23 protein-coding genes, 1 tRNA gene and 1 pseudogene are annotated in these 24,161 nt (G+C 30.7%); 17 read left to right on the top strand and 8 right to left on the bottom strand.

Going from position 1 to position 24,161, the window contains the following annotated elements; all coding sequences use genetic code 11:
• Positions 1-89 precede the first annotated feature (89 nt).
• Positions 90-2,276, top strand: a complete 2,187-nt coding sequence (gene lip / locus LFT63_RS08380; RefSeq protein ID WP_123186381.1) for a YSIRK-targeted triacylglycerol lipase — start codon at positions 90-92, stop codon at positions 2,274-2,276.
• A gap of 300 nt (positions 2,277-2,576) precedes the next feature.
• Positions 2,577-2,915: a cell surface protein gene (locus LFT63_RS08375; RefSeq protein ID WP_029055888.1), complete on the top strand. Its 339-nt coding sequence runs from the start codon at positions 2,577-2,579 to the stop codon at positions 2,913-2,915.
• Between the two features lie 112 nt (positions 2,916-3,027).
• On the opposite strand, the gene LFT63_RS08370 is transcribed toward LFT63_RS08375, so the two are convergent.
• Together LFT63_RS08370 and LFT63_RS08365 are read right to left on the bottom strand one after the other, a co-directional pair.
• Positions 3,028-3,117, bottom strand: a tRNA-Ile gene (locus tag LFT63_RS08370).
• Between the two features lie 312 nt (positions 3,118-3,429).
• On the bottom strand, positions 3,430-3,573 hold the full coding sequence (locus LFT63_RS08365; protein ID WP_017637276.1) for a hypothetical protein: 144 nt from the start codon (positions 3,571-3,573) through the stop codon (positions 3,430-3,432).
• Between the two features lie 386 nt (positions 3,574-3,959).
• Between LFT63_RS08365 and LFT63_RS08360 the strand changes: the two genes are divergently transcribed.
• The 12 genes and pseudogenes from LFT63_RS08360 (at position 3,960) to LFT63_RS08305 (ending at position 16,513) form a co-directional block, all read left to right on the top strand.
• Positions 3,960-5,129 carry an MFS transporter gene (locus LFT63_RS08360; RefSeq protein WP_029055889.1) on the top strand — a complete coding sequence of 390 codons (1,170 nt, stop codon included), beginning with the start codon at positions 3,960-3,962 and terminating at the stop codon, positions 5,127-5,129.
• 307 nt (positions 5,130-5,436) lie between these two features.
• Entirely contained in the window at positions 5,437-6,108 is a 672-nt protein-coding gene (locus LFT63_RS08355) for a Wzz/FepE/Etk N-terminal domain-containing protein (protein ID WP_017637274.1), read from the top strand.
• Positions 6,109-6,119: 11 nt separating this feature from the next.
• Positions 6,120-6,812, top strand: a pseudogene (locus LFT63_RS08350) (polysaccharide biosynthesis tyrosine autokinase).
• Positions 6,809-7,576, top strand: coding sequence for a tyrosine-protein phosphatase (locus tag LFT63_RS08345; protein WP_029055890.1), 768 nt, complete (start codon positions 6,809-6,811; stop codon positions 7,574-7,576). The pseudogene LFT63_RS08350 and the gene LFT63_RS08345 overlap by 4 nt, the downstream one beginning before the upstream one ends.
• 161 nt (positions 7,577-7,737) lie before the next feature.
• Complete coding sequence (locus tag LFT63_RS08340) at positions 7,738-8,760, top strand: SDR family NAD(P)-dependent oxidoreductase (protein WP_108017151.1); 1,023 nt, start codon at positions 7,738-7,740, stop codon at positions 8,758-8,760.
• 25 nt (positions 8,761-8,785) lie between these two features.
• Positions 8,786-9,922, top strand: coding sequence for a polysaccharide biosynthesis C-terminal domain-containing protein (locus LFT63_RS08335; RefSeq protein WP_340768689.1), 1,137 nt, complete (start codon positions 8,786-8,788; stop codon positions 9,920-9,922).
• A 2-nt stretch (positions 9,923-9,924) separates the two neighbouring features.
• A complete protein-coding gene (gene wecB, locus LFT63_RS08330) occupies positions 9,925-11,049 on the top strand; it encodes a non-hydrolyzing UDP-N-acetylglucosamine 2-epimerase (RefSeq protein WP_340768687.1) in 1,125 nt (374 codons plus the stop codon).
• On the top strand, positions 11,050-12,348 hold the full coding sequence (locus LFT63_RS08325) for an O-antigen ligase family protein (RefSeq protein ID WP_029055891.1): 1,299 nt from the start codon (positions 11,050-11,052) through the stop codon (positions 12,346-12,348).
• Entirely contained in the window at positions 12,332-13,651 is a 1,320-nt protein-coding gene (locus LFT63_RS08320; protein ID WP_029055892.1) for a hypothetical protein, read from the top strand. Before LFT63_RS08325 ends, LFT63_RS08320 begins: the two co-directional genes overlap by 17 nt.
• Positions 13,652-13,699: 48 nt before the next feature.
• Positions 13,700-14,911, top strand: a complete 1,212-nt coding sequence (locus tag LFT63_RS08315; RefSeq protein WP_029055893.1) for a glycosyltransferase family 4 protein — start codon at positions 13,700-13,702, stop codon at positions 14,909-14,911.
• A 100-nt stretch (positions 14,912-15,011) separates the two neighbouring features.
• Positions 15,012-16,049: a glycosyltransferase gene (locus LFT63_RS08310; protein ID WP_029055894.1), complete on the top strand. Its 1,038-nt coding sequence runs from the start codon at positions 15,012-15,014 to the stop codon at positions 16,047-16,049.
• Positions 16,050-16,171: 122 nt separating this feature from the next.
• Positions 16,172-16,513 carry a DUF4870 domain-containing protein gene (locus LFT63_RS08305; RefSeq protein WP_029055895.1) on the top strand — a complete coding sequence of 114 codons (342 nt, stop codon included), beginning with the start codon at positions 16,172-16,174 and terminating at the stop codon, positions 16,511-16,513.
• A gap of 83 nt (positions 16,514-16,596) precedes the next feature.
• Here the strand turns inward: LFT63_RS08305 and LFT63_RS08300 are convergent, their stop codons facing one another.
• From LFT63_RS08300 to LFT63_RS08285, 4 genes are all read right to left on the bottom strand, one after another.
• Positions 16,597-16,920, bottom strand: coding sequence for a cysteine protease inhibitor staphostatin B (locus LFT63_RS08300; protein ID WP_029055896.1), 324 nt, complete (start codon positions 16,918-16,920; stop codon positions 16,597-16,599).
• A 40-nt stretch (positions 16,921-16,960) separates the two neighbouring features.
• Positions 16,961-18,151 (bottom strand): C47 family peptidase, encoded by a 1,191-nt coding sequence (locus LFT63_RS08295; RefSeq protein ID WP_029055897.1) that lies wholly within the window; start codon positions 18,149-18,151, stop codon positions 16,961-16,963.
• Between the two features lie 54 nt (positions 18,152-18,205).
• Positions 18,206-19,090 (bottom strand): trypsin-like serine peptidase, encoded by an 885-nt coding sequence (locus tag LFT63_RS08290; RefSeq protein WP_029055898.1) that lies wholly within the window; start codon positions 19,088-19,090, stop codon positions 18,206-18,208.
• A 292-nt stretch (positions 19,091-19,382) separates the two neighbouring features.
• Complete coding sequence (locus LFT63_RS08285; RefSeq protein WP_029055899.1) at positions 19,383-19,682, bottom strand: LPXTG cell wall anchor domain-containing protein; 300 nt, start codon at positions 19,680-19,682, stop codon at positions 19,383-19,385.
• 215 nt (positions 19,683-19,897) lie between these two features.
• Between LFT63_RS08285 and LFT63_RS08280 the strand changes: the two genes are divergently transcribed.
• Positions 19,898-20,374, top strand: a complete 477-nt coding sequence (locus LFT63_RS08280; protein WP_029055900.1) for a peptide-methionine (S)-S-oxide reductase — start codon at positions 19,898-19,900, stop codon at positions 20,372-20,374.
• A 38-nt stretch (positions 20,375-20,412) separates the two neighbouring features.
• Here LFT63_RS08280 and LFT63_RS08275 read toward each other — a convergent pair whose 3' ends face one another.
• Positions 20,413-20,772, bottom strand: a complete 360-nt coding sequence (locus LFT63_RS08275; RefSeq protein ID WP_029055901.1) for a hypothetical protein — start codon at positions 20,770-20,772, stop codon at positions 20,413-20,415.
• 14 nt (positions 20,773-20,786) lie between these two features.
• Positions 20,787-21,839, bottom strand: coding sequence for an LLM class flavin-dependent oxidoreductase (locus LFT63_RS08270; protein WP_017637257.1), 1,053 nt, complete (start codon positions 21,837-21,839; stop codon positions 20,787-20,789).
• 249 nt (positions 21,840-22,088) lie between these two features.
• On the opposite strand from LFT63_RS08270, the gene LFT63_RS08265 reads away from it, so the two are divergent.
• Both LFT63_RS08265 and LFT63_RS08260 read left to right on the top strand, forming a co-directional pair.
• The gene (locus LFT63_RS08265; protein ID WP_046466935.1) at positions 22,089-23,264 is read left to right on the top strand and encodes an MFS transporter; all 1,176 of its coding nucleotides are present in this window, start codon (positions 22,089-22,091) and stop codon (positions 23,262-23,264) included.
• 162 nt (positions 23,265-23,426) lie between these two features.
• The gene (locus LFT63_RS08260; protein WP_017637255.1) at positions 23,427-24,113 is read left to right on the top strand and encodes a flavin reductase family protein; all 687 of its coding nucleotides are present in this window, start codon (positions 23,427-23,429) and stop codon (positions 24,111-24,113) included.
• Positions 24,114-24,161: the final 48 nt, after the last annotated feature.

Below are 24,161 nucleotides of genomic sequence, written 5' to 3'. Positions count from 1 at the left end.
TTGAATTTTTACCACGTGCAATCATTAATTTATTTATTTAGTCACATAGAATTGATTTGAAAATTAAAAATAAAATAGAGGTGCTGAATATGAAAAATAGAGAAAATAAATATAGTATTCGTAAATTTAGCGTAGGAACATCATCGATTTTAATTGCAGCCTTATTATTTATCGGTGGCGGTTCTGCACAAGCAGCTGAAAATCAAGATCAGGGAAATCTAGATTCTGAAGCTAAACAAGCACAATCTATTGGGGAACAACATGGGAATGATGTTAAAGATGAACAATTAAATCAATTTAGTGAATCAAAAAATAATAATGATAACGTTGAAGTACAGAATAATAATAAAAATGAAGAAGCAAAATCAAACTTACATAATGAATCATCTGTTGAGTTAAAAAATAATAACACAAATGAACAAAGCGTAGACAAAGAAGTCGACCCAGAATATAACAAAGCCGACAAAGAGAAGCAAGTCGACCCGGAATACAACAAAGCAGATAAAGAGAAGCAAGTGGATCCGGAATACAACAAAGCAGATAAAGAGAAGCAAGTAGATCCGGAATACAACAAAGCCGACAAAGATAAAGAAGTCGACCCAGAATACAACAAAGCCGACAAAGATAAAGAAGTAGATCCAGAATACAACAAAGCAGATAAAGAGAAGCAAGTCGACCCAGAATATAACAAAGCCGACAAAGATAAAGAAGTAGACCCAGAATACAACAAAGCAGATAAAGAGAAGCAAGTGGATCCAGAATACAACAAGGCCGACAAAGAGAAGCAAGTAGATCCAGAATTCAGTGGAGTAGGTAAAACAACACAGCCACAAAATAAAGTAACTGCTCAACAAACTGCTTCGAAAGATAATAAAGGATTAAATCAAACAGATGCCTCTAAATCAACAAAACAAAAGAAACAAGCTATTTCTTTAGATGAATTAGAAAATGGTACTACTACACTATCAAAAGATAATCCAAGTAAAAAAGATAAAGAAGAAAAAGATGGTTTGAAAGCTTTAAAATCAAATTCAGTAGCAACCTTAAACAATAAATCTAAAAATAATGACACGGTTGCTAATAAAGATCAAACAAACAAGAAAGCTAAACAAGATCAATATAAAAACCATGATCCAATTATTCTAGTACATGGATTCAATGGTTTTACAGATGATATTAACCCAGCAGTACTTTCACACTATTGGGGTGGCGATAAAATGAATATTCGCCAAGACTTAGAAGAAAATGGTTATAAATCATACGAAGCAAGTATCAGTGCTTTTGGTAGTAACTATGATAGAGCAGTAGAACTTTACTATTATATTAAAGGTGGTCGTGTAGACTACGGTGCTGCTCACGCTGCGAAATATGGTCATGACCGCTATGGTAAAACGTACGAAGGTGTTTATAAAGATTGGCAACCTGGTCAAAAAGTTCATTTAGTTGGACATAGTATGGGTGGTCAAACGATTCGTCAACTTGAAGAACTACTAAGAAATGGTAATCAAGAAGAAATTGATTATCAGAAAAAACATGGCGGTAACATCTCTCCATTGTATAAAGGTAATAATGATAACATGGTATCTTCAATTACAACGTTAGGAACGCCACATAATGGTACACATGCATCTGATTTAATCGGAAATGAAGCGGTTGTAAGACAAGTGGTTTATGATATAGGTAAAGCATTTGGTAATAAAGATTCAAGAGTGGATTTCGGACTATCTCAATGGGGATTAAAACAAAAACCTAACGAATCATACATTGACTATGTCAAACGTGTTAAAAATTCTAAACTATGGAAATCACAAGATAGCGGGTTATACGATTTAACTAGAGATGGTGCTACAGATTTAAACCGTAAAACATCATTAAATCCAAACATTGTCTATAAAACATATACAGGTGAAGCAACTCATAAAGGATTGTTTGGTAGACAAAAAGCAGATTTAAATATGTTCTTGCCGTTTACTTTAACTGGTAACGTAATTGGTAAAGCAACTGAAAAAGAATGGCGTGAAAATGATGGCCTTGTATCAGTTATTTCTTCACAACACCCATTTAATCAAAAATATACAAATGCTACAGATAAAAATCAAAAGGGCATTTGGCAAGTAACACCAACAAGACACGATTGGGACCACGTTGACTTTGTCGGACAAGATAGCTCTGATACAGTGAGAACTAGAGAAGAATTACAACAATTCTGGCATGGCTTAGCAGCTGATTTAGTAGAAAGTGAAAAACTAACATCAGAGGAAAAGGCACATGCTTAAATAAGTAATTATATAGAAAATAAAGAAAGGAGAATGCGATATGTCTGGAGACTTCTTCCAATTAATCGGTTCATTATTCAAAGTGTTAAAAGAATTATTTAAATAAAAAGTCTTAATGGGCGCCTAACAAAATTTAATATATTTGTTAGGTGCTCTTTTATATTTAAAAATTAATAGTGACTATAGTAAAATATAAAAGTTAAATTTATGTAAAAATTATAAAAATAAATGATTTAAAATTAAAAAAATTGATATGATGAGTATGTAGTTAATTATTCACTTTGGAAGGAGATTTTAACAATGAAAAAGATGACAAAGTTAGCAGGATCTGTATTGGCTGGAACAATTGCTATGGCAGGTGTATCTAGTGTGGCGGATGCAAGCTCAGTTCAAAAGCAAGATACTAACAAAGTAGAACATACACAACAAACAAAACAAGGTGAACGCCCATATGGTGGTATTGCTCCTAAAGGTATGACTGAAAAACAATATCAAGAATTAGAAAGTAGATTACCTAAAGCAAGTGAAGTTTCAGCAAAAGAATATAATCAACTAGTTAATAAAGAAACACAAAGAATTGCAGATAAATATGGTGTTACAATTTATGCACCACAAAAAACATTCCATCCTCATAAATAAATTTAAATATACCAAATAAGGAGTATCGATTTATTCGATACTCCTTGTTAATTAATTAGGCAATAAAAAAAAGCAAGTTCTCCAATAGAAGAACTTGCTTTAATATAAGTAGCGGAGGGAGAAGGATTTGAACCAACGCGAGCTAAAAGCTCCTACCAATCATAAATGATTGGCCTCTTAAGCCAGACTTGAGTATCCCTCCAAATCAATAACAGAGACTAGTATATAATAATTTAAACGGTTTGTAAAGACAAATGATGAAAAAAATTAAGTTTTTGTAAAAAATAAGTAAATTTCAAAGTATCCATTTTAATTTTTTCTAAATGAGGTTTCTTATTATACGTGAAATTCCTCCGAAAATCTCTGGTATTGATTGAAAGAAGAATTCATAAATAATATCCTTCAAATTCTCTCTTTTACTTCTTTTATGCTTTGTTGCCATTATTATAAACCTCACTTTCACAAATAAATTTTAGATTAAATTATTAAAATTAAAGATGATAAAAATATCTTTCTAAAATAAAGAACGAATAACACGGGCAATACCACTCATTATTTCGGGGATAAAGCTCAATACATCTGCCCAAAACGATTGCTTATACTTCTTATCTTCTTGATCAATTACTTTTTCATCTTGATCTTTACGTTGGTTTCCCAATGTTATACCTCCTATATAATAGTTCCTAATATATTTTCTTATATTATAACGTTTATACATAATACTGTATATTAAATGAATAATCCTGCTTATTTAGTATGTAGTAAAAAATTACTTAGTGTCACATAATCGTCAATTTTAAAAAATATACATTATAATGCAAAGTAATTCAGAGAGAAGAATTATGATTTTTTAAAGATAATGCTTTAGAATGCTTAATTAAAAATTGTCTTAATTTTAATATAATGAAAATAAAATGAAAGCTTATGAGAACTCGCTTGGAGTATTTAAAAAATATTAATTTCCCTCTTCACGTACCTCCAATTTTTTTGTAATATATCACGCATGTTGATTTTTTAACGAAACGATTAAAGGGGGAAGCAGTGATGAGAGAAAATAAAATGATGTTTTTCATATTTATGTTAGGTACATTTACTGTAGGAATGGCTGAGTATGTCGTAACAGGATTATTAACTCAAATATCCAATGATATGCGTGTATCTATTTCAAGTGCAGGCTTATTAGTAAGTGTTTATGCCATTAGTGTTGCAGTAATAGGTCCTTTCATGCGAATTTCTACTATGAAAGTACATGCACATCGACTATTACCTCTTCTCGTAGCGATATTTGTTATTAGTAATGTAATAGGAATGTTAGCACCTAATTTTTATATATTATTATTATCTAGAGTACTGTCTGCTGCAATGCATGCACCTTTCTTTGGTGTTTGTATGAGTGTAGCAGCAGCAGTTGCACCACCTGCTAAAAAACCACAAGCCATTGCCTTAGTGCAAGCTGGATTGACTATAGCAGTAATGATAGGCGTACCATTTGGATCATTTTTAGGTGGATTAGCAAATTGGAGAGTTGTTTTTGGCATTATGATTATGTTAGCTATCATAACAATGCTAGGCATGATGAAATTCACGCCACATGTATCATTAAGTTCAGAAGTAAATATTTCTAAAGAATTAACAGTATTCAAAAACCCTCACATCTTAATCATTATAGCAATCATTGTCTTTGGTTACTCAGGTGTATTTACAACATATACATTTATGGAACCAATGATACATGAGTTTGCACCATTCAAAATCGTCGGCTTAACAATATGTTTATTTTTATTTGGTCTCGGTGGGGTAATAGGCAATTTAGTCACAGGAAGTGTACCAGAACATGCATTAACTAAATATTTATTCTATACTTTCTTATTGCTATTTATCACAATCATTTTATTTGTAACATTCGTGCATTATGCGATATTAGCATTTTTAATCTGCTTCTTATTTGGTTTTGGTACATTTGGAACAACGCCATTGCTTAATAGTAAAATTATTTTAAGTGCTCAAGAAGCACCATTACTTGCGAGTACATTAGCTGCATCTATATTTAACGTTGCTAATTTTATTGGAGCTATATTAGGATCAATTTTACTATCTATAGGTTTACCTTATTTGACGATTACGTTTATTTCAGGAAGCATCATTATTTTAGGTATTTTACTCAATACAGTGAACCATTTTTATGAGAAAAAACATATACAATTTCATAATTAAGTGAGATCACCTACTCGAAGTTGTATCGAGTAGGTGTTTTATTTATATAAGATAGAACTGAGTATAAATTGATTCACATATTTTATGGCTTAGAGAAAATGATACGAATTATTCGAAAAAAAGAGACCTAATAATACATTTTTTGAATATATATCGCTCAAAAAACATGATATAATAAAATTCGATATATTTATTATAAAATTAATTTTATAATAGTGAGCGTTGGCACAATTTTATAAATAGAACAAATAGTCGAAATAGCGCTTCAACACAGCAATGATAGTACGTCTAATTGAGGAGGCCTATGATGGAAGGAAAGGTAGACTTAAGTCGCATTTTCAAAGTATTACGTAAAAATATTAAAAAACTTATCACCATCCCTGTTATCTTTATGATTTTAAGTGCAATTTTTACATCATTATTCGTAACCCCGAAATACGCGGCTTCGACACAGATCTTAGTTAATCAGAAACAAATTGAGAACAATGTCGTAAACCCAAATAATGTGCAAAATAGTTTGCAGTCAGTTAATACATATGCAGAAATAATTAAAAGTCCAAGGATACTTGAGAGAGTTTCAAAAGAACTAGACTATAAATACGATGTTAAGGAATTAAGTTCATTTGTAAAAGTGACGAATCAATCGAATTCTCAAATTATTAATGTTTCTATAGTGACAGAAAATGCCAAGGTATCGGCGAAGATAGCAAATAAAGTTGCAAAAGTTTTTGCTAAAGAAGTGCCCGATATTATGGATGTAGATAATGTATCTGTATTATCTAAAGCGAGCGATACTGAGAATAAAGTAGCACCGAATATAACTAATAATATGCTTCTTACTGGTCTTGCGGCTTTAGGTTTAACATTGCTTATCATTTATTTAAAACATATTTTAGATAGACGCATTAAAACTGAACAAGATGTTTTAGATGAATTGCAGTTACCAGTTTTAGGTGTCATACAAAAATTTAAAGTATAAGAGGAAGTACAATGTCAAATGTAAGAAGAAAATATCCCAAATTAATTGTTAATGAACAACCGAAATCTCCTATTAGTGAAAAATTTAGAGGTATTCGCTCAAATATTTTATTTGCAAGTGCGGATGATCCTATTAAGAGTGTTGTAGTTACGTCAGATGGACCAGGGTCTGGTAAATCAACCACATCTGCTAATCTTGCAATTTCATTTGCCCAAGCTGGTTATAAAACGATACTTATTGACGGTGATATGCGTAAACCGACACAGCACTATCTTTTTAAGTTGCCTAATAATGAAGGATTGTCTAGTTTATTACTTAAATGGTCAGATTATGAAAGTGCGATTCAATCTACTCACATTGAAGGATTGGATGTACTTACGTCAGGACCTATTCCGCCAAATCCTTCAGAACTCATTACCTCAAGATAGTTTAAAAATATGTTTGATCATATTTCGGAAAAATATAATTTTGTCATTATTGATACGCCACCCGTAAATGTAGTCACAGATGCACAATTATTTTCTAACTATACGCAACATGCAGTATATGTCGTTAACGTTGAATCAAATAATAAAGAAGAAGTTAAGAAAGGTAAACAATTACTTGAAAAAAGTGGCTCAAAAATTATTGGTATCGTATTAAATAAAGCACCTCAAGAGAAGAACTCTAAATATTATGCTTACTACGGAGATGACAAATCATGATTGATATTCATAACCATATATTGGTTAATATGGATGATGGCCCACAATCAAAAGAAGCAATGATCCAATTGCTCAAACAAGCAAAACAAGAAGGAATTACTTGCATCATCGCTACGCCACATCATTTACATCCTAAATATCAAAATAGCTTTCAACAAACGTCACTTAAATTAGCGGAATTAAAACAATTAACTGAAATTAAATCATTAGGGATTGAGTTTTATCCAGGTCAGGAAATAAGAATAACAGATGAAATTATACAGGGTATTGAAGAGGGGAGTATTCAAGGATTAAATAGATCTCGATATTTATTAATTGAATTCCCTTTTGGAGAAGTTCCTCATTTTACCAAACGTTTATTTTTTGAATTACAAACCAGAGGTTACATACCTATCATAGCTCATCCTGAAAGGAATAAAATGATTGCTAAAAATCCATGTATCTTATACGAGTTAATTTGCAATGGTGCGTTGAGTCAATTGACAGCAGATTCGTTATTAGGTCAATTTGGTAAAAATATTCAAAGGTTATCTATACGTTTAATTGACTGTCATCTAGCTCACTTTATTGCTTCGGATGCACATTCTATAGAACAACGCCCCTTCGCATTAAATGGATTATTTAATGAGCGAAAGCTATCATCATATCGTAATGAAATAGAAGAAATGATTCAAAATGCTAAAGCAATTGTAAATAACGAAGTGATATATTCAGATAGACCATGTAAACCGGAAACAATTAAACGATTTTTAAAATGGTTTTAATAAAAGAAATGGTTGTGTATCACCTCTGAATAATAACATTCAAAATACTAAATGTTATTATTTCGTAGTCAAATGAATCTATGGATCTGTGAATGGATAATGGTGGAAGTCATTTTAAGATTATTAGTCAGAATATTCTTATAAATAGGAGATTTTTTATTATGTTTAAAGATAAAGTGATACTAATCACGGGTGGTACTGGATCTTTTGGAAACGCTGTTCTTCAAAGGTTGCTTAACACCGGTATTAAAGAAATTAGAATATTTTCAAGAGATGAAAAGAAACAAGATGATTTAAGAAAACAATACAAAAGTGAAAAATTAAAATTCTATATTGGAGATGTACGTGATTTATCCAGTATTGATTTAGCTATGAGCGGCGTTGATTTTGTCTTTCATGCAGCAGCATTAAAGCAAGTTCCTTCATGTGAATTCTTTCCATTAGAAGCGGTGAAGACAAACATTTTAGGTACTGCCAATATGTTACAAAGTGCTATACATCACAAAATAAAAAAGGTTATTTGTTTATCTACAGATAAGGCGGCATATCCGATTAATGCTATGGGCATGTCTAAAGCATTAATGGAGAAAACATTTGTCGCTCAATCGAGAAAGGTAGACCCGTTAGCAACTGTTATATGTGGAACAAGATATGGTAACGTCATGGCTTCACGTGGCTCCGTTATTCCTTTATTTATTGAAAAAATTAAAGCAGGAGAGCCGTTACCAATTACGAATCCCTTAATGACTCGATTTTTAATGAGCTTGGACGAAGCTGTTGAACTTGTTATTTATGCTTTTAAACATGCTGAAAATGGGGATATTATGGTTCAAAAATCACCTAGTTGTACAATTCAAGACTTAGCACAAGCTTTATTAGAATTGTTTGAGGCAAATAATGATATCCAAATTATAGGTACAAGGCATGGAGAAAAAGAGGCAGAAACTTTGTTAACTAAAGAAGAATATGCACGCTGCGAGGATTTAGGAGAATATTTCAGAATACCTGTAGACGCACGTAACCTAAATTATGATAAGTACTTTGATGAAGGACAACATCATGACAAAACGATTTATGAATATAATTCTAATAATACACAAAGACTAAATGTAGCAGAAATTAAAGAAAAATTATTAACTTTAGAGTATGTAAGAAATGAATTAAAAGTATATCAGACTCAATAACAACTGCAGGGAAGGAACATTAAGAATGAATATTGTAGTAACTGGTGCGAAAGGATTTATAGGACGAAACCTTTGTATTGAATTGAGAAATTATAGTCAATATCAAGTCTATGAAATATCTCGTGAAACTAACTCCAAATTAGTAGAACAATATCTATTAAATGCTGATATTATCCTTCATTTAGCTGCTTTGAATCGCTTTAATTCCACAAAAGATATAAGTGATACACAGAGACAAGATATATTTAATAAATGTAATGTGAATCAACTTTCAGACTGGTTACAAATCGTTAGTAAAAATAAAAAAAGACCATCAATTATATTTACATCGTCAATACAAGCAGAATTAGATAATCATTATGGAAGAAGTAAATTACAAGCAGAATTGTTACTACAACAATTTAAACAAGTCCATGGAAATGAAGTTATTATATACAGGTTGCCAAATTTATTTGGTAAGTGGTGTAAGCCTAATTATAACTCAGTGGTTGCGACATTTTGTTATAACATTGCTCGAAATAAACCTATCCATGTCACTGATTCAACTAAAGAACTTAAATTGAATTATATTGATGATGTTATTCGTGAATTAATAAGAGCGATTAATGGCCATCCAACGAAGCAAGCAGAATTTGCAATTGTACCCAATGTACATCGTAAAACGTTAGGTCAAATTGAACAGTTATTACGACGTTTCAAAAAAATGAGAGAAACATTGTCGCTTCCTTATTTAGAAGATCCTTTTGAAAAGGCGTTATACAGCACATATTTAAGTTATTTACCTGATAATGCATTCGGCTATCCATTGCATATGCATAAAGATGACAGAGGTTCATTTACAGAAATATTTAAAACGTCAGATCGAGGACAAATTTCTGTTAATGTTTCTAAGCCAGGTATAGTTAAAGGAAATCATTGGCATCATACTAAAAATGAAAAATTTTTAGTCGTAGCTGGGAAAGGTATCATTCGCTTTCGATTACCTGATAGCAAACAAATTATTGAATATGTAGTGTCTTCGGATAAATTGGAAATCATAGATATACCTGTAGGTTATACACACAATATTGAAAATTTAGGTGAAGAAGATATGGTCACTTTGATGTGGGCTAACGAGATCTTCGATGCTGAACATCCAGATACATATTTCTTGGAGGTATAAATATGGAAAAGTTGAAATTAATGACGATTATAGGTACGAGACCTGAAATTATAAGATTATCAGCAACAATTAAAGCATGTGATACTTACTTTAATCACATATTAGTGCATACAAGACAAAACTACGACTATACCTTAAACCAAGTGTTTTTCGAAGATTTATCGTTAAGAGAACCAGATTATTATTTAGATTCAGTTGGTGATAATTTGGGTCAAACTATGGGAAATATTATAGAAAAGGCTTATGACGTATTAAAGAAAGAGAAACCAGATGCATTGCTAATACTTGGTGACACAAATAGTTGTTTATCAGCTATTGCTGCCAAACGATTGAAAATTCCTATTTTTCATATGGAAGCGGGCAATCGTTGTTTTGATCAAAATGTTCCAGAAGAAATTAACCGTAAAATAGTAGATCATATTAGTGATATTAATTTACCTTATACAGAACATAGTCGTCGTTATTTATTAGATGAAGGGATTAAACGAGAACATATTTTTGTTACAGGTTCACCAATGAAAGAAGTGTTACATGAGCAGTTGTCTAAAATAGAAGCGAGTGATGTGTTAGAACGACTCAATTTAAAAACACAACAATATATCGTTGTTTCTGCACATAGAGAAGAAAATATTAACCACAAAGACCACTTTCAATCATTAATGGATGCGATTAATCAAATCGCTGAACACTATCAATTGCCTATTATTTATTCTACACATCCTAGAACTTGGAAAATGATTGATGAACAACAAGTGAACTTCCATCCTTTAGTACGGCGTTTACGACCATTTGGTTTTATAGACTATAATGCCTTACAGAAAAATGCATATGTTGTGTTATCAGATAGTGGTACCTTATCTGAAGAATCTGCAATACTTAAATTTCCAGCAGTATTACTAAGAAATTCTACAGAGCGACCGGAAGTAGTAGATAAAGGAACGATTGTATTAGGCGGCATCCATTTTGACAATATCATACAGTCGGTTGCGCTGGTTAAAAAGATGCAAGATAATGCATCTCCAATCATTGAGGCAAATGACTATAAAGATATACATGTTTCTCAAAAGGTAGTGAAAATTATACAAAGTTATAAAGATATCATTAATGATACGGTGTGGAGAAAGTAAATGCAGAAAAGTATTAAAATCAATATTTCGTTTTGGATTGAGTGTTTATTAACGATTATTTTATTTATCTTAAGCATACAGAATCAAACTTTATTATTGATTACAATGTGTTGTTCTTTGCTGCTCATTAAACAAGGTGAGATAGGTGTCGTTAAACTTATATTTCTTTATATGATGCGTTATTTTATTTCGCCTGGTATTGATTTTGAAGGTAGTCAATTATTCATTAATATAATGAAATATGTCTTGATTTTCATTTGTGGTAGCTATTTCTTATATCAATCTTCAAGACAATGGGCGACAAGTAAAGTAATGTCATTATTTGTGTTTGGTTCGTGCTTATTAATGACAATATATGCGATTACGAGTTTGTTGACATCAGCCTTTCCATTGGTTGCAATTCTTAAATTAATCAATTATTTTTTACCGTTAATGATCATTGTATTATTAATTTCACAGATCAAAGACTTTAAAAAATTGATATTTTGGTTAGCCGTATACATCGAGTTGTTGATTATAAGTTCGTCATTTTATATTAATCAACCAATAGGGAAATTGCTTAATGGTTATTCGTTTCAAGGTATACTGAATCATCCAAATTTATTTGCAATCATTATGGTAATGGGTTTGACACTTATACTTGTATCAATCAATTATCAAAGACAATTTATTATATGCCAACTTATTATAGTAGCAATTGGCACTTATGAACTAGTGAAAACTAATTCACGTACAGGTGTATTATCATTTGTTGTTTGTGTCTGCTTGTATTTCTTATTGATGAATATGCATAAGCGTTATAAATGGTTGATTTTCGGTAGTGTAGTTATGACTGTAGTAATCATTTTTATGAATCCTTTTATTCAGGAACGCATTAAAGCCTTTTTAGTTAAAGGACAGCGAAGTGACCAAGCATTATATTCTCGATATATACAAATTGAATATTTAATGGACGCACTAGATAAGTACCCTTTATTTGGTGGAGGATTTGGTATACCAGTGAATAATACAAGTTTAGATTTACTTAACTTTACCTTTGAAGCGGGGAATATTTTCTTTGCATTAATTATATTTACAGGTATTTTCGGATTAATTTGTTATTTGATCTATCTCGTGTTTATGTTGTTCATTGTACAGCATCCATTTCGTTTAACTATCGTACTATTTATATCGACGTTACTCGTTAATATGGGAGAAATGATTATGTTTAGTTCAACGAATGCTGGCATTTTTTGTTATATATTATGGGGCATTTATTTAAAAGAAGGAATGGAATTACAACATGAATCAAAGCTATAAAAATAATGTTCTTTTAATTGGATTATTTACAGGATTATCACTATGTGCAAATTTCTTGTTCTATCGAGTGACAAATCAATACTTAAACAATGATGAATTGTATGGCATCTGGTTAATTATATTATCTACAATGACATGGTTTTATATTATGGATTTTGGTATTTCTAATTCTTTAAGGAATCTATTAACAATTGCTATTCAAAAGAAAGATCGACATGGTATAAACGAAGTCATCAACACGACATACGTAGCGATGATTGTTCCCTTAATTATATTACTTTATGCAGGGTTAATCGTTAATCAATGGGTGGATTGGACAACATTATTTCATATAAAAAATTCAAAATCAGACGTAAATCAAATGTTTTTAATCACATTCTTTATGTTTCCATTTGTATTTTATTTAAATACCATAACTTATATTTATCATGCTCATTTTCAATCTTATATTGTTAATTTGATGCAATTTTTAAATTTATTCATTAGTACTTTATTAATATTAGCGATGAACATGATTGGCTTACACAGCGTTGTATCGTTATGCGTAATTTATTTTTCAATAAATGTAAGTGTATCTTTGATTTTTACAGTATTTTATTTTAAGAAATATAGAAAGATAGTCAAATTAGACATGAGTGGGTATCGAAAGGATTTAATTAAACCATTATTGTCACTTGGTGGAGGTTTCTTTTTATTAGACGTAGCTTCATTAACTTTATTAAATTCAGGACCACTACTTATTGGCTATTTTTTCAGTCCTTTTTATTCCGTGGAATTCCAATTAACGTATAAACTATTTTCAATATTTTTAACTATGGCAACGGTTATTTTATCCCCACTTTGGACGTTAATGATAGCTAAATTAACAGCGCAACAGTTTCAAGATATTAAACGTATACATAAAAAATTAATGATCATTATATGCATGATTTTGATAAGTATGTTTTTCATGACATGGATGGTGAATTTAGTCATAAATATTTGGATAGGTAAATCATATCAAATCGAATGGATATTTATTTTTTTAACCGCAACTATAGTGATGTTATCTATTATTGCCTTTACTTATCAAACGTTATTAAATGCAATGAACATTGTTTATTCACAAGCAATCATTTATTTATGCGGTGTAATTGTGAGCTTGGGATTAATGTTTATTTTACTCAAAGTGTTTAATTTAGGTCCTTATTATTTCTTATTAGCGATTAATAGCGGTATATGTATACCAGCTATAGTATTGCCTTTGATTTTTAGAAAAAATTTACATAAATTATCAATTCAATATACTCAATCGAAACTATAGTGTTATAGCCTTTCGATGATAAATTTATAAAAACAACTTGGTGATGACATGAAAGCAATATTTTTAACGGTAGTCAATATTTCAACGATTAAAGACATTGGGTTATATCCTGATTTAATTAATGAATTAAAACAATATTATGAAGACGTTGTTGTGCTCTGTCCTTTGGAGAGACGACACGTAGAAAAGACGCATGTAATTAAAGAAGATAATGTATCGATATTAAGAGTGAAATTACCCACAAATATTAATCAAACAAATGCAATTGAACGAGGCATTAGTATGCTAATCATTAGTCGATTATTTAAACGTGCCATTGGTAAATATTTTCCTAACGATACGTTTCAGTTGATTCTATACCCAACCCCACCTGTCACAATTGGGCCACTAGTTCGAGATTTGAAGCAACAATTTAATGCAATAACGGCTTTATTGTTAAAGGATATATTTCCACAAAATGCTGTTGATTTAAATATGTTAAAAGAAGATAGCTTTATGTATCGATATTTTAAAAAGCAAGAAACATTACTATACAAAGTTTCAGACTATATTGGTGTAATGTCAGAAGCTAATGAGAAATTTATTACAAATCATCATCCTAATATTGTGAAAAATAAAATACACATTTTTAGAAATGGATTATACGATATTTCACAAAAATTTAGTCATAAAAAGGCAAAAATCTTTCGTCAATATGGTTTAGATGCAAAAAAAGTTACATTTATCTATGGTGGGAATATTGGCGTACCACAATCACCAGACAAGATTAAAGCAGTTGCACAAGGATTTAACAAAATACCCAATGCTCAAATGGTGATTGTAGGTAATGGCACTGAATTTGAAGATGTTGTTCAAGCTACTAAACATATTGACAATGTAATTACTATACAGAGATTATCTCAACGCGCCTATCATCAACTGTTAAAAGAAAGTGATGTAGGATTTATATTTTTAGACGAACGTTTTACTATACCTAATTACCCTCAACGACTAACAAGTTATTTTATGTTTGGTAAACCAGTGATTGCTATGACTGATAGTAATACAGATGCTGGCAGTGAAATTGTCAAACAGCAATGCGGATATTGGGTGAATAATGGGGATTATCGCCAATGTTTAACATATGTAAGTCAATTAACTGATAACCAATCATTGAGAGCAGAAATGGGAACGAATGCCCGCCGATTTTATGAAAGTGAATTTAAGATCGAACAAAATGTAGAAGCGATGATGAAACAGATCAAACAATTAAAGAAATGAATGTAGGGGTTAGCTATAAATATACTGAAATCAATTCTAATGGTGAATATTTCGAAAGATTAAATGTTAGCCTCTAATGATAGATTAGGAAGATGGAAAGATGAAGATTTTAGTATTAGATTATGCAAGTGAATATGGAGGAGCAAAAACCATATCGGATTATTTTAATAAGGAAGTATTAAAAGATAAACATAATGAATGGCTATTTATTACAAGTAAAAGACGAGTCTATGAATCTAAACACGTTAAAGGCATGACGTTTCCATTTATTAAATATTCAATTTTGCACAGAATCTATTTTGAATTTGTTACATTAAAGCGCATGATAAAAAAATTACAACCAGATTGTATTGTGTCATTACTAAATTATGGTGTCTCGGGATTTAGTGGAAAGCAGATTTTATATGTTCATCAAGCACTTGCATTCATAAACGAATCGTACAAACAATCAGATAGTATGCTTAAGCGATTGAAAATGAATATATTAAAGAAAAAGATTAGAAAAAGTGTGAGTGATGCAGATTGTATTATTGTTCAGACTAATGAAATGAAAAAGTTAGTAGAACCATATAACGACCAAGTTCAAGTTTGTCAGCCAAAACTATTTACTTCGTACCCTGAAGTACATGATGAAGCCATCCATTTATTTTATCCGACTAATACTGAAAACTATAAACGTTTTGATTTAGTAGTAAAAGTGGGACAAGCAATTAAGAAATTTCAAATTCCTTCTTATATACAAATTACATTAAACGGAGATGAAACACGTTCAATAAAACGAATGTTTAAGCAATGTCGTAAAGAAAAACTACCTGTAAGATTTATTGGTTCAATTGATTGTTTGAAAATGCAGACTTATTACCGTAGTAATCATTTGTTGTTTACCTCTGAAGTAGAAAGTACTGGGTTGCCACTTATAGAAGGTATGCATTACGGTGCTAAAATACTAGCGTTAAAACAAGCTGTTACTGAAGAATTATTAGAACATTATCCTCATCAATTTTTATTTAATGATACAAATTTAGAACAACAAGTATTAAATTTTTATAATTATCCAATTATCAGTACTAAAGGTATGAATATACAGGCTAAAAGTATTTTAGATATATTAGGTAAACAGGGTTATGTTATTAGATAGTTAATTAAATGGGATATATAGACGATAATGTGTAAATCAACGCTACTAGAGGTATAAATAAATAACCTAGGAAATAATTGAGTATATACAAAGAAATAAAATAAAAAAAGAGGTGGCAACAGATGGAAGATAACAATAGAGAATTGGATAATAGAACCAATAATGTACTGGGATCGTTAAGCTATTTAAGTATCTTTTTTGCACCCGTACTGTTCCCACTTATTGTTTGGATTGTGGGTGAAAAACCTGCATCTACACATTCTAGAAATGCATTATTCAATCATATTTTATCGTGGTTATTTATCGTCGTGTCTTTAATATGTTTTGCAATGGCACCAGCATTTTACGATAGTAACACTACACTAATGGTACTATTATTTATTTTAGCTACTATATTAATCATTGGTTCAGGCATACTATTTATCATTAACATAGTAAGAGGAGTTCAACTACTCATTAATTAATCATATTAAAGCGCCGTTCAAAGGGGATACTTTAATGTATCTTTCTTTGAACGGCGTTATTCATATTGTGATTTTAATGTAATTTATTTTTCATATCTTATTGGTCTTGAAGTGCCATAAGAATGATGAATCGATGTTTGTATTAAAATATGTTGTGCATCTTCATAGTCTAACGTATATATTATTTGCTGATTATCTTCAGGTAGTATTTTGATACGCTGATGGTTAGAATCAATTTGAATAATTTGATATTGATTAAGATGAGTATGTCTTTCGTATCGAATACTAATTGATTTTTGAAGTGATTGGTTTTTCCAATTACCTAAAAATTGTTGAATCAAATTAAGCTGTTTCTTTGTGAGTGTTGATGGATTGTAATCTAAATTAATAAATTGAAGTTGATACATACTTTCACCTACCTCTAATCAATATCAATGACTATGTTAATTAATAACCTATCATTGTGTCATCCCATGTATAGTCTCTGTTGAATGATAGATGTAATAAGTTAGAATCTGCATCTTGAATAGATAATTCAGTATCCCAAGGGTTCCAATAGATAATTTTATCTTCATTATTAATTTGAGCATTACCAACCACGGCTAGAGCGTGACCGAGATGAGGATCATTTGGTCTGTTTTCAACACTATGTGCTAAAATCATAGCGCCTTTATTATCTTTAGTTAATTGATCAACTTGGTTATAAGAAGGCATGCCACTTTGATGTTGGATATCTCTACCTTGTGAGTTACCGTATCTTATCATTTGATTTGGATTAGTAGAATATTGTGGTAATTCTGCTTCGCTAACATTAGGATATAAAGTTCTCATAATGTCATATGCATTGTATTTATCTGTATTTTTTGTAGCATTAAGTAGGGCAGCCATACTGAATCCTGCACACCAAGAATTATCAAATTGTTGTTCTCTAATTTTGAAATGATCTAGGGTGTTTTCATATTGAACTTGATTATTACTTTCATTTTCTGCATATTGAGTTTCTTTAATTTTAGTCGGTTCAGATGTATTGTTTAATTGTTTTTTGAGTGTTGAAGAAACAGTTTTACTGCTTTCTTTTTCCTTAGTGTTAGTAGGTAGTGGTGTAGATTTAACTAATTTTATTTTGCCATCTTCTTCAAAGTAAAATCCTTTTTCATCAGTAAGGATAGTGATTTTTGAATTTTTATCTTTAATTTTATCTAAATCATTAGCAATAAAATTAGATATTTTCACGCTATAATTAGCGTCTTCTTTAGATTTTTTTAAGTCAGAAATTGTTTTTGGACTTATTGTTAGTGTGTATACAATTTTGCCATCTTTCAAAATAGGATAATAATAACTATTATCTTCCTCGCCATTAAATTTATAAATATTAAAAGGTTCGCCTAATTGATATTTCCCACTTTGCTTATTGTGTTGTTTATCAAGTGCTTGTGCATAGCCAACATACTGTTGTTGTGCTAATTGTTCTACTTTTTGAGGTACTTTGTTACTCTTTACATTAATTTCAAGTTGATCTGAATCTTGTTTAGCTTGAGCTGTTTTAATATTAGTTATAGCGCTTAGTGATAACAGCAAAGCAACAATGATAGAAAAAGTAACTAACTTAAATAATTTGTATTTAGATGTAGTTTGCATTTATAAACCTCCATTAGATGGATATTTTATAGCTATATTTAAAATATTTTAAAATTAAGCGGCGTCATCATTGCCATCGTCATTATTTGCAAAGTTAATATCTTGAATGTTTTGTTCTAAGAAATCTAATACATCATCATTGAAGTAAACCGCACCATTATAAGCATTAGAAACGCCACCCCAATGAATACCGATAAGTTCATTTCTTGAGTTAAATACTGGGGAACCGGAATTACCACCAGTAGTACTTAAATCATATTGCATATTTTCGCCTTGAAGTTTAGTGATTTTACCTTTACTTTCCCACATAGTAGCAAGTGGTTTGTCACCAGGATATCCAGTTACAGTAATAGGTTGGTTAGTTTCTGAATCTACATTACCGTCTATTGTTGCTGGTTGAATAACATCTCCAATATTTTCACCGTTTTGATTAGGAGAGAATTTTACGATAGCTAAATCAGCGTTACCAGGATATTTAGTGATATTTTCAGCAGTAAAGCTACCATTAGGGAAGTCATTTTCATTAATAGCGGAAGGGGCTGCAGTTAGATTTTGTGGATTACCATTAGTAGCATCGACGACATGTTTATTTGTTAAAAGTTTATCTTTACCAACTACGATACCTGATGCAATTGCAGTACCGCCATTAGTTTTGACTTGAATGAAAGTTACTGGTGCATAGTGTCCTAAAGTCGTATCTGTAATTTGGTGTCTATTATTGTTAGGTAATATAACATTTGCTCTTTCTTTTTTCTCGATAGGTTTAATGTTGTCTTTGTTCTGAATGTTAGATTTCTTTTGGTGTTGGCTCTGTTTAACTTGTTGGTTATTATCTTGATGTTGCGTGGACATAGTGTCGGCTTGTGCTGAGTTGAGAAGAGTAGCGGACGTTAAAGTTGCAATTAACAAAGAACTAGCTGTGAAAAATTTTGCTTTCATATAAAAACCTCCAAAAAATTTATTTACGATTCAAATATAACATCAGATATTTTTAAGTCAATATAAATATATATTTTTTTAAAAAATGTTTATGGAATTTAAGTTTTGAAATGAATTCTTTTTATTTTATTTAATTAAATATAATTTAATATTATTTAATTGTCGTTAATTCGATTTAACTATAGAAAAAAGTATCGATAAAAACTATAAGAAGTTGGTATTTATCGATACTTATATGAAAAAAAGATTAATTTATGAAAGTTTAAGAAAGGAGAAATTAATATAAAATATATTATTTTTTAGATGAAGTTCGTTTTATAAAGATAAAAGTAATACCTAATACTAAAAGCACTACTAACCCTAGGAGGGGTGTATGCTTTCTGTTTTGACCAGTTTCAGGCAACAATTTCATTTGTTGCACATGTCTTTCTTTTGTTGTCTTAAATGTATATGTATTATCTTTTTGATTTGAAATGTGGTTTTTATGTGGATCTTCGTTTGTAGTAGCTAAAACATTTTGGTTGAAATTAAGTAATAAAGCTATAGCAATGACAATAGCACTGATAAAATATTTGATAGATTGATGAAACAAATAGATCTCCCCTTGAGTAAATGGTAAATGATTAAAGCTATTTAATATCTAAATTAAAGATATCATTTAAACTTTTAAAAGACCTATGTATGAGGTGTCAATTGAATAACAGTTTTGTCACTTTGCATTGGTTGTTTATGAATATTTTGTTATATAGAGAAGTAATAAGTACTTTTAATTTATTTTTGTATAATTCAACTAAAGAGGTGAATAGTATGGAAACAGTATATGTGGCTGGTGGATGTCTATGGGGAGTGCAAGCATTTTTTAAAACAATACCAGGCATTATTTCAACAGAAGCTGGAAGAGCCAATGGAAAGACTCAAACATTAGATGGGAATTATGATGGATATGCAGAATGCGTAAAATTAACTTATGATCCTGAAGTGTTAACAATATATAAAATTATGGAGTATTTATTTGAAGTCATTGATCCATATAGTGTAAATAAACAAGGGCATGATGTAGGTAAAAAATATAGAACAGGTTTTTATAGTAAGGATGATCAACATTTGCAAGAAGCGAAAGACTTTATAAATCAAAGAGAAGATTGTTTTAAAATAAAGGTGGAAGTCTTACCTCTGTCTAATTATGTAAAAAGTGCGTTAGAACATCAAGATAGATTAGAACATTATCCTGAAGATCATCATATGTGTCATATTCCATTACATTTGTTAAATAAATATAAATAAAATAGACCACAAGGATGTGGTCTATTTTATGGTCAAAATTATTTGCGTTTACCATCAAATGTATCTAGTAAACTTAATGTTGCTAATCCTAGTAAGTCTAATGCGTGTTGTGCGCCTTTTTTACCATGGCCAGCTTCAAAGTGTTTATAAGTTGCTACACCTAATACTGAAATAGTAGCTAATGAACCTAAACGTGAAGCTGTTTTACTTAAGAAACTAACTGCGAATAAACCTGCAGCTGCAGCTTCAACACCACCAGCTAATTTAACAGATTGTTCTGGTAATCCGAATACATTTGTGAATGTATCAACCATACCTTGATCACCTTGTAATTTTGGTTTTGATGCATCGTATAATTCTTTAGCAAGTTTTAAATTTGTAGCATAACGTAATATCATAATAATATTTCCTCCTATTTATCTTTAAAATATTTATCTACTATAGGTTTAACCTTTTCCCCAAAAAGACGAATTGAATGCATTGTTTTTTCATGAGGCATTGATCCTACTGGTGTATGGATCATAAAACGATTAAGACCTAGAGTTTCTATAGTTTCAATTATCTTTTGTGCGACAGTCTCTGGACTTCCTAAGTATATCGCACCATTGCTTCCAATTTCTCTTTCAAAGGCTTGTTCATCAAAAGTTGGCCAACCGCGTTCTCTACCAAGTATATCTTGATGTGCTTTTAATGACGGGAAGAACTCACGTTTAGCTTGTTCATCTGTATCAGCAATATAGCCCCAAGAATGGACTGAAATCGGCAGTTCAGAAGGATTGTGACCATATGATTCAGCAACAGATTTATAAATCTCAATGTTGCGAGTAAAACGTTTAGGATTACCACCAATAATAGCATAAGTAATTGGTAAACCTAATGCACCAGCTCTTAAAGAAGATTCAGGCGTTCCTCCTGTAGCAATTGAAATAGGTAATTGTCCATGTTCTATTCTTGGATATATACCTGTCTTATCAATGCTAGGTCGTAATTTACCTTCCCAATCTATCATTTCATGATTGTTGATTTTTAGCAACATTTGAAGCTTTTCATTAAATAAATCCTCATAGTCATTTAAATTGTAACCAAATAAAGGAAATGACTCAATAAATGAACCTCTACCAATCATTACTTCAGCTCTACCATTAGATACGGCATCTAATGTTGAAAAACGTTCGTATACTCTGACTGGATCATCAGACGATAATACGGTAACGGCAGAGGAAAGTTTAATGTGAGATGTTTTTGCAGCAGCTGCAGCTAATACTGTAACAGGATCGGATACTGCATAATCCTTTCTATGATGTTCTCCAAGACCATACACATCTAATCCTAATTGATCAGCAAGCTGAATCTCTTCAACGATATTTCTAATTCTTTCCGCGTTTGAGATAGGTAATTCTGAACCTTCTGGCATGTGAATAACAGTGTTATCAGCAAAAGATGTTAAACCTAATTCTACTTTCATATGGGTCACCTCCATTTAATATAATTTTTATACTAGATATATTATATATCTTAGAGTGATGAAAGTCAATACGAATTGTTTGCAGGTTATAAAAGGGATAGATGAGCAAATTACAGCGTATATCAACGTGGCATTTAATTTGCTATAAATTTTAAATTTTTTGCAAATTAAATAGGTTCTTTAGTTTTATGAGTTAAAGTGTAATAATAGGTAACGTTAATAAAAAATAGGAAGGGAGTATAAAGATAAATGGAAGAACAACGTCATTATAATCTTATAACTACAATTCTCTTTTTCTCAGGAATTATCGTTATGGGAAGTTTATATACTGCACTTCCGCTTACTGCAGCATTTGCACATTCATTTCACATTCCACAATCTGTTGCTACTTTAAATGGTGTTATTTTCTCTATTATGTATTCAATTAGCTGTCTATTTTATGGAACCATTTCTGATAAATACGGGAGAATTAAAACAATATTAATAGGATTAAGTGGTTTGACATTGATTTGCTTTATTATTGGCTTTGTAAATTCATTTACATTATTACTTGTTATGCGTGCGTTACAAGGAATATTTGCCGCTGCATTTTCTCCAGTAGCCATTACTTATACCACAGAAACTTACCCTGCTAAAAAGAGAGTTACAGCAATTAGCTTTATTAGTACAAGTTTTATGTTATCTGGTGTGTTAGGACAAAATTTAAGTGAAATGATAGTTCATCATTTAAATTGGCATTGGGTGTATTTTACTTTAACAGTATTATATTTGTTATTGGTATTTGTTATTTATCAATTTGTACCTGAAAGTCCTCGCAGAAATACTGATGTTAAATTACTTAAATTTTTTAATAACTTCAAAGACTTTCGAGATAATTTAAAAGTTATTTACTGTTTATTCATTTCATTTACTTTATTGATTATGTTTATTAGTATGTACGCTATTTTAAATTTATATATACTATCTGATAAATTGAATGGTGACATTTCTACAGCATCATTAGTAAAACTATTTGGTGTTATTGGTATGTTGCTATCATTATTAGCTGGACGTTTGAGCGGTCGTATAGGTATCAAACGATTGATCTCATTAGCTTTATTAACAAGTACAATTTCACTTTTAGTTATGGGAATGACTACTAACATTATTTGCATAACTATTTTTAGCGTTACGTTTGTAGCTGGTATTGCCTTTGCAATCCCTTCAGTCATTTCAAAAGTAGGAATTACAGTTAATCGTAACCAAGGATTCTTTTTATCTGTAAATACAGTGATATTATTTATGGGAACAGCCATTGCTCCAATAATAATGATTTATATTGGTGAGTTGTCTAGTTACTTTATGATGTTTGCTTCAATCGCTTGTATAGGTCTTGTTGCATTTATCGTATCATTATTTATGCCTAGTGATGCTAACGCTTATTAAACAAAAGTTAAGCGAATATAGTTAGATTAATAGTTATTAATTATTTTTAAACGATTTATTTATAGTATGTGACTATAAGTAAATCGTTTTTTAGTATTAGAATTATCAATAAAGTTATTGTATGCTTGAAGAAATATAAATATTTAATAGGGGTGAGGAACAATGAATTATTCACCAAAGCAAGGCACTAAATCTCATGGATTACCACATGATCCATTTAAAAGTAGTACAGTACCAAGACCTATAGGATGGATATCAACTGTTTCTAAGGATGGTAAAGATAATTTAGCACCTTATAGTCAATATCAGAATCTAACATGGGACCCGCCAATGGTTATGTTTGCCGCTAATCAATCTGTTTTAGGAGACCACGAACGTAAAGATACAGTGAAAAATGCAGAAGAAACAGGTTGGTTTGTTTGGAATATGGCGACTTATGATTTAAGAGAAGCTGTTAATTTATCATCCAAAGCGTTAGCACCCGAAGAAGACGAATTTGAATATGCTGGTGTGACTAAAGAAGAATGTATTGAAGCACCTGGATATAGAGTTAAGGAATCTCCTGTTCATTTTGAATGTGAATATGTTCAAACTATTCGTATACCAACTGGTGACCCGGTATCTACAGTGGATATTGTAATTGGTCGTGTTGCTCAAGTTCATATCGATGATAAAGTGATTACTGAAGATGGAAAGCTAGATATACCTTCAATTCGTCCAATTGCACGTTTAGGATATTATGATTACACTGTTGTAGATAAAGTGTTTGAGATGAAAGCACCACATGCATCTAAAGAAGAATTAGCAGGACTAGAAGGAAGAAATTTCGATAATAAAAATGAAGATTAATATAAACAAAGAAAGCTCCTCAATTCACTTTGAGGAGCTTTCTTTTAT

It is taken from the genome of Staphylococcus sp. FSL H8-0121, from assembly GCF_038008425.1.
Taxonomy (GTDB): domain Bacteria; phylum Bacillota; class Bacilli; order Staphylococcales; family Staphylococcaceae; genus Staphylococcus; species Staphylococcus pasteuri.
The sequence above is the reverse complement of the archived record's forward strand: the minus strand, read 5'-3'. Positions and strand labels throughout refer to the sequence as shown.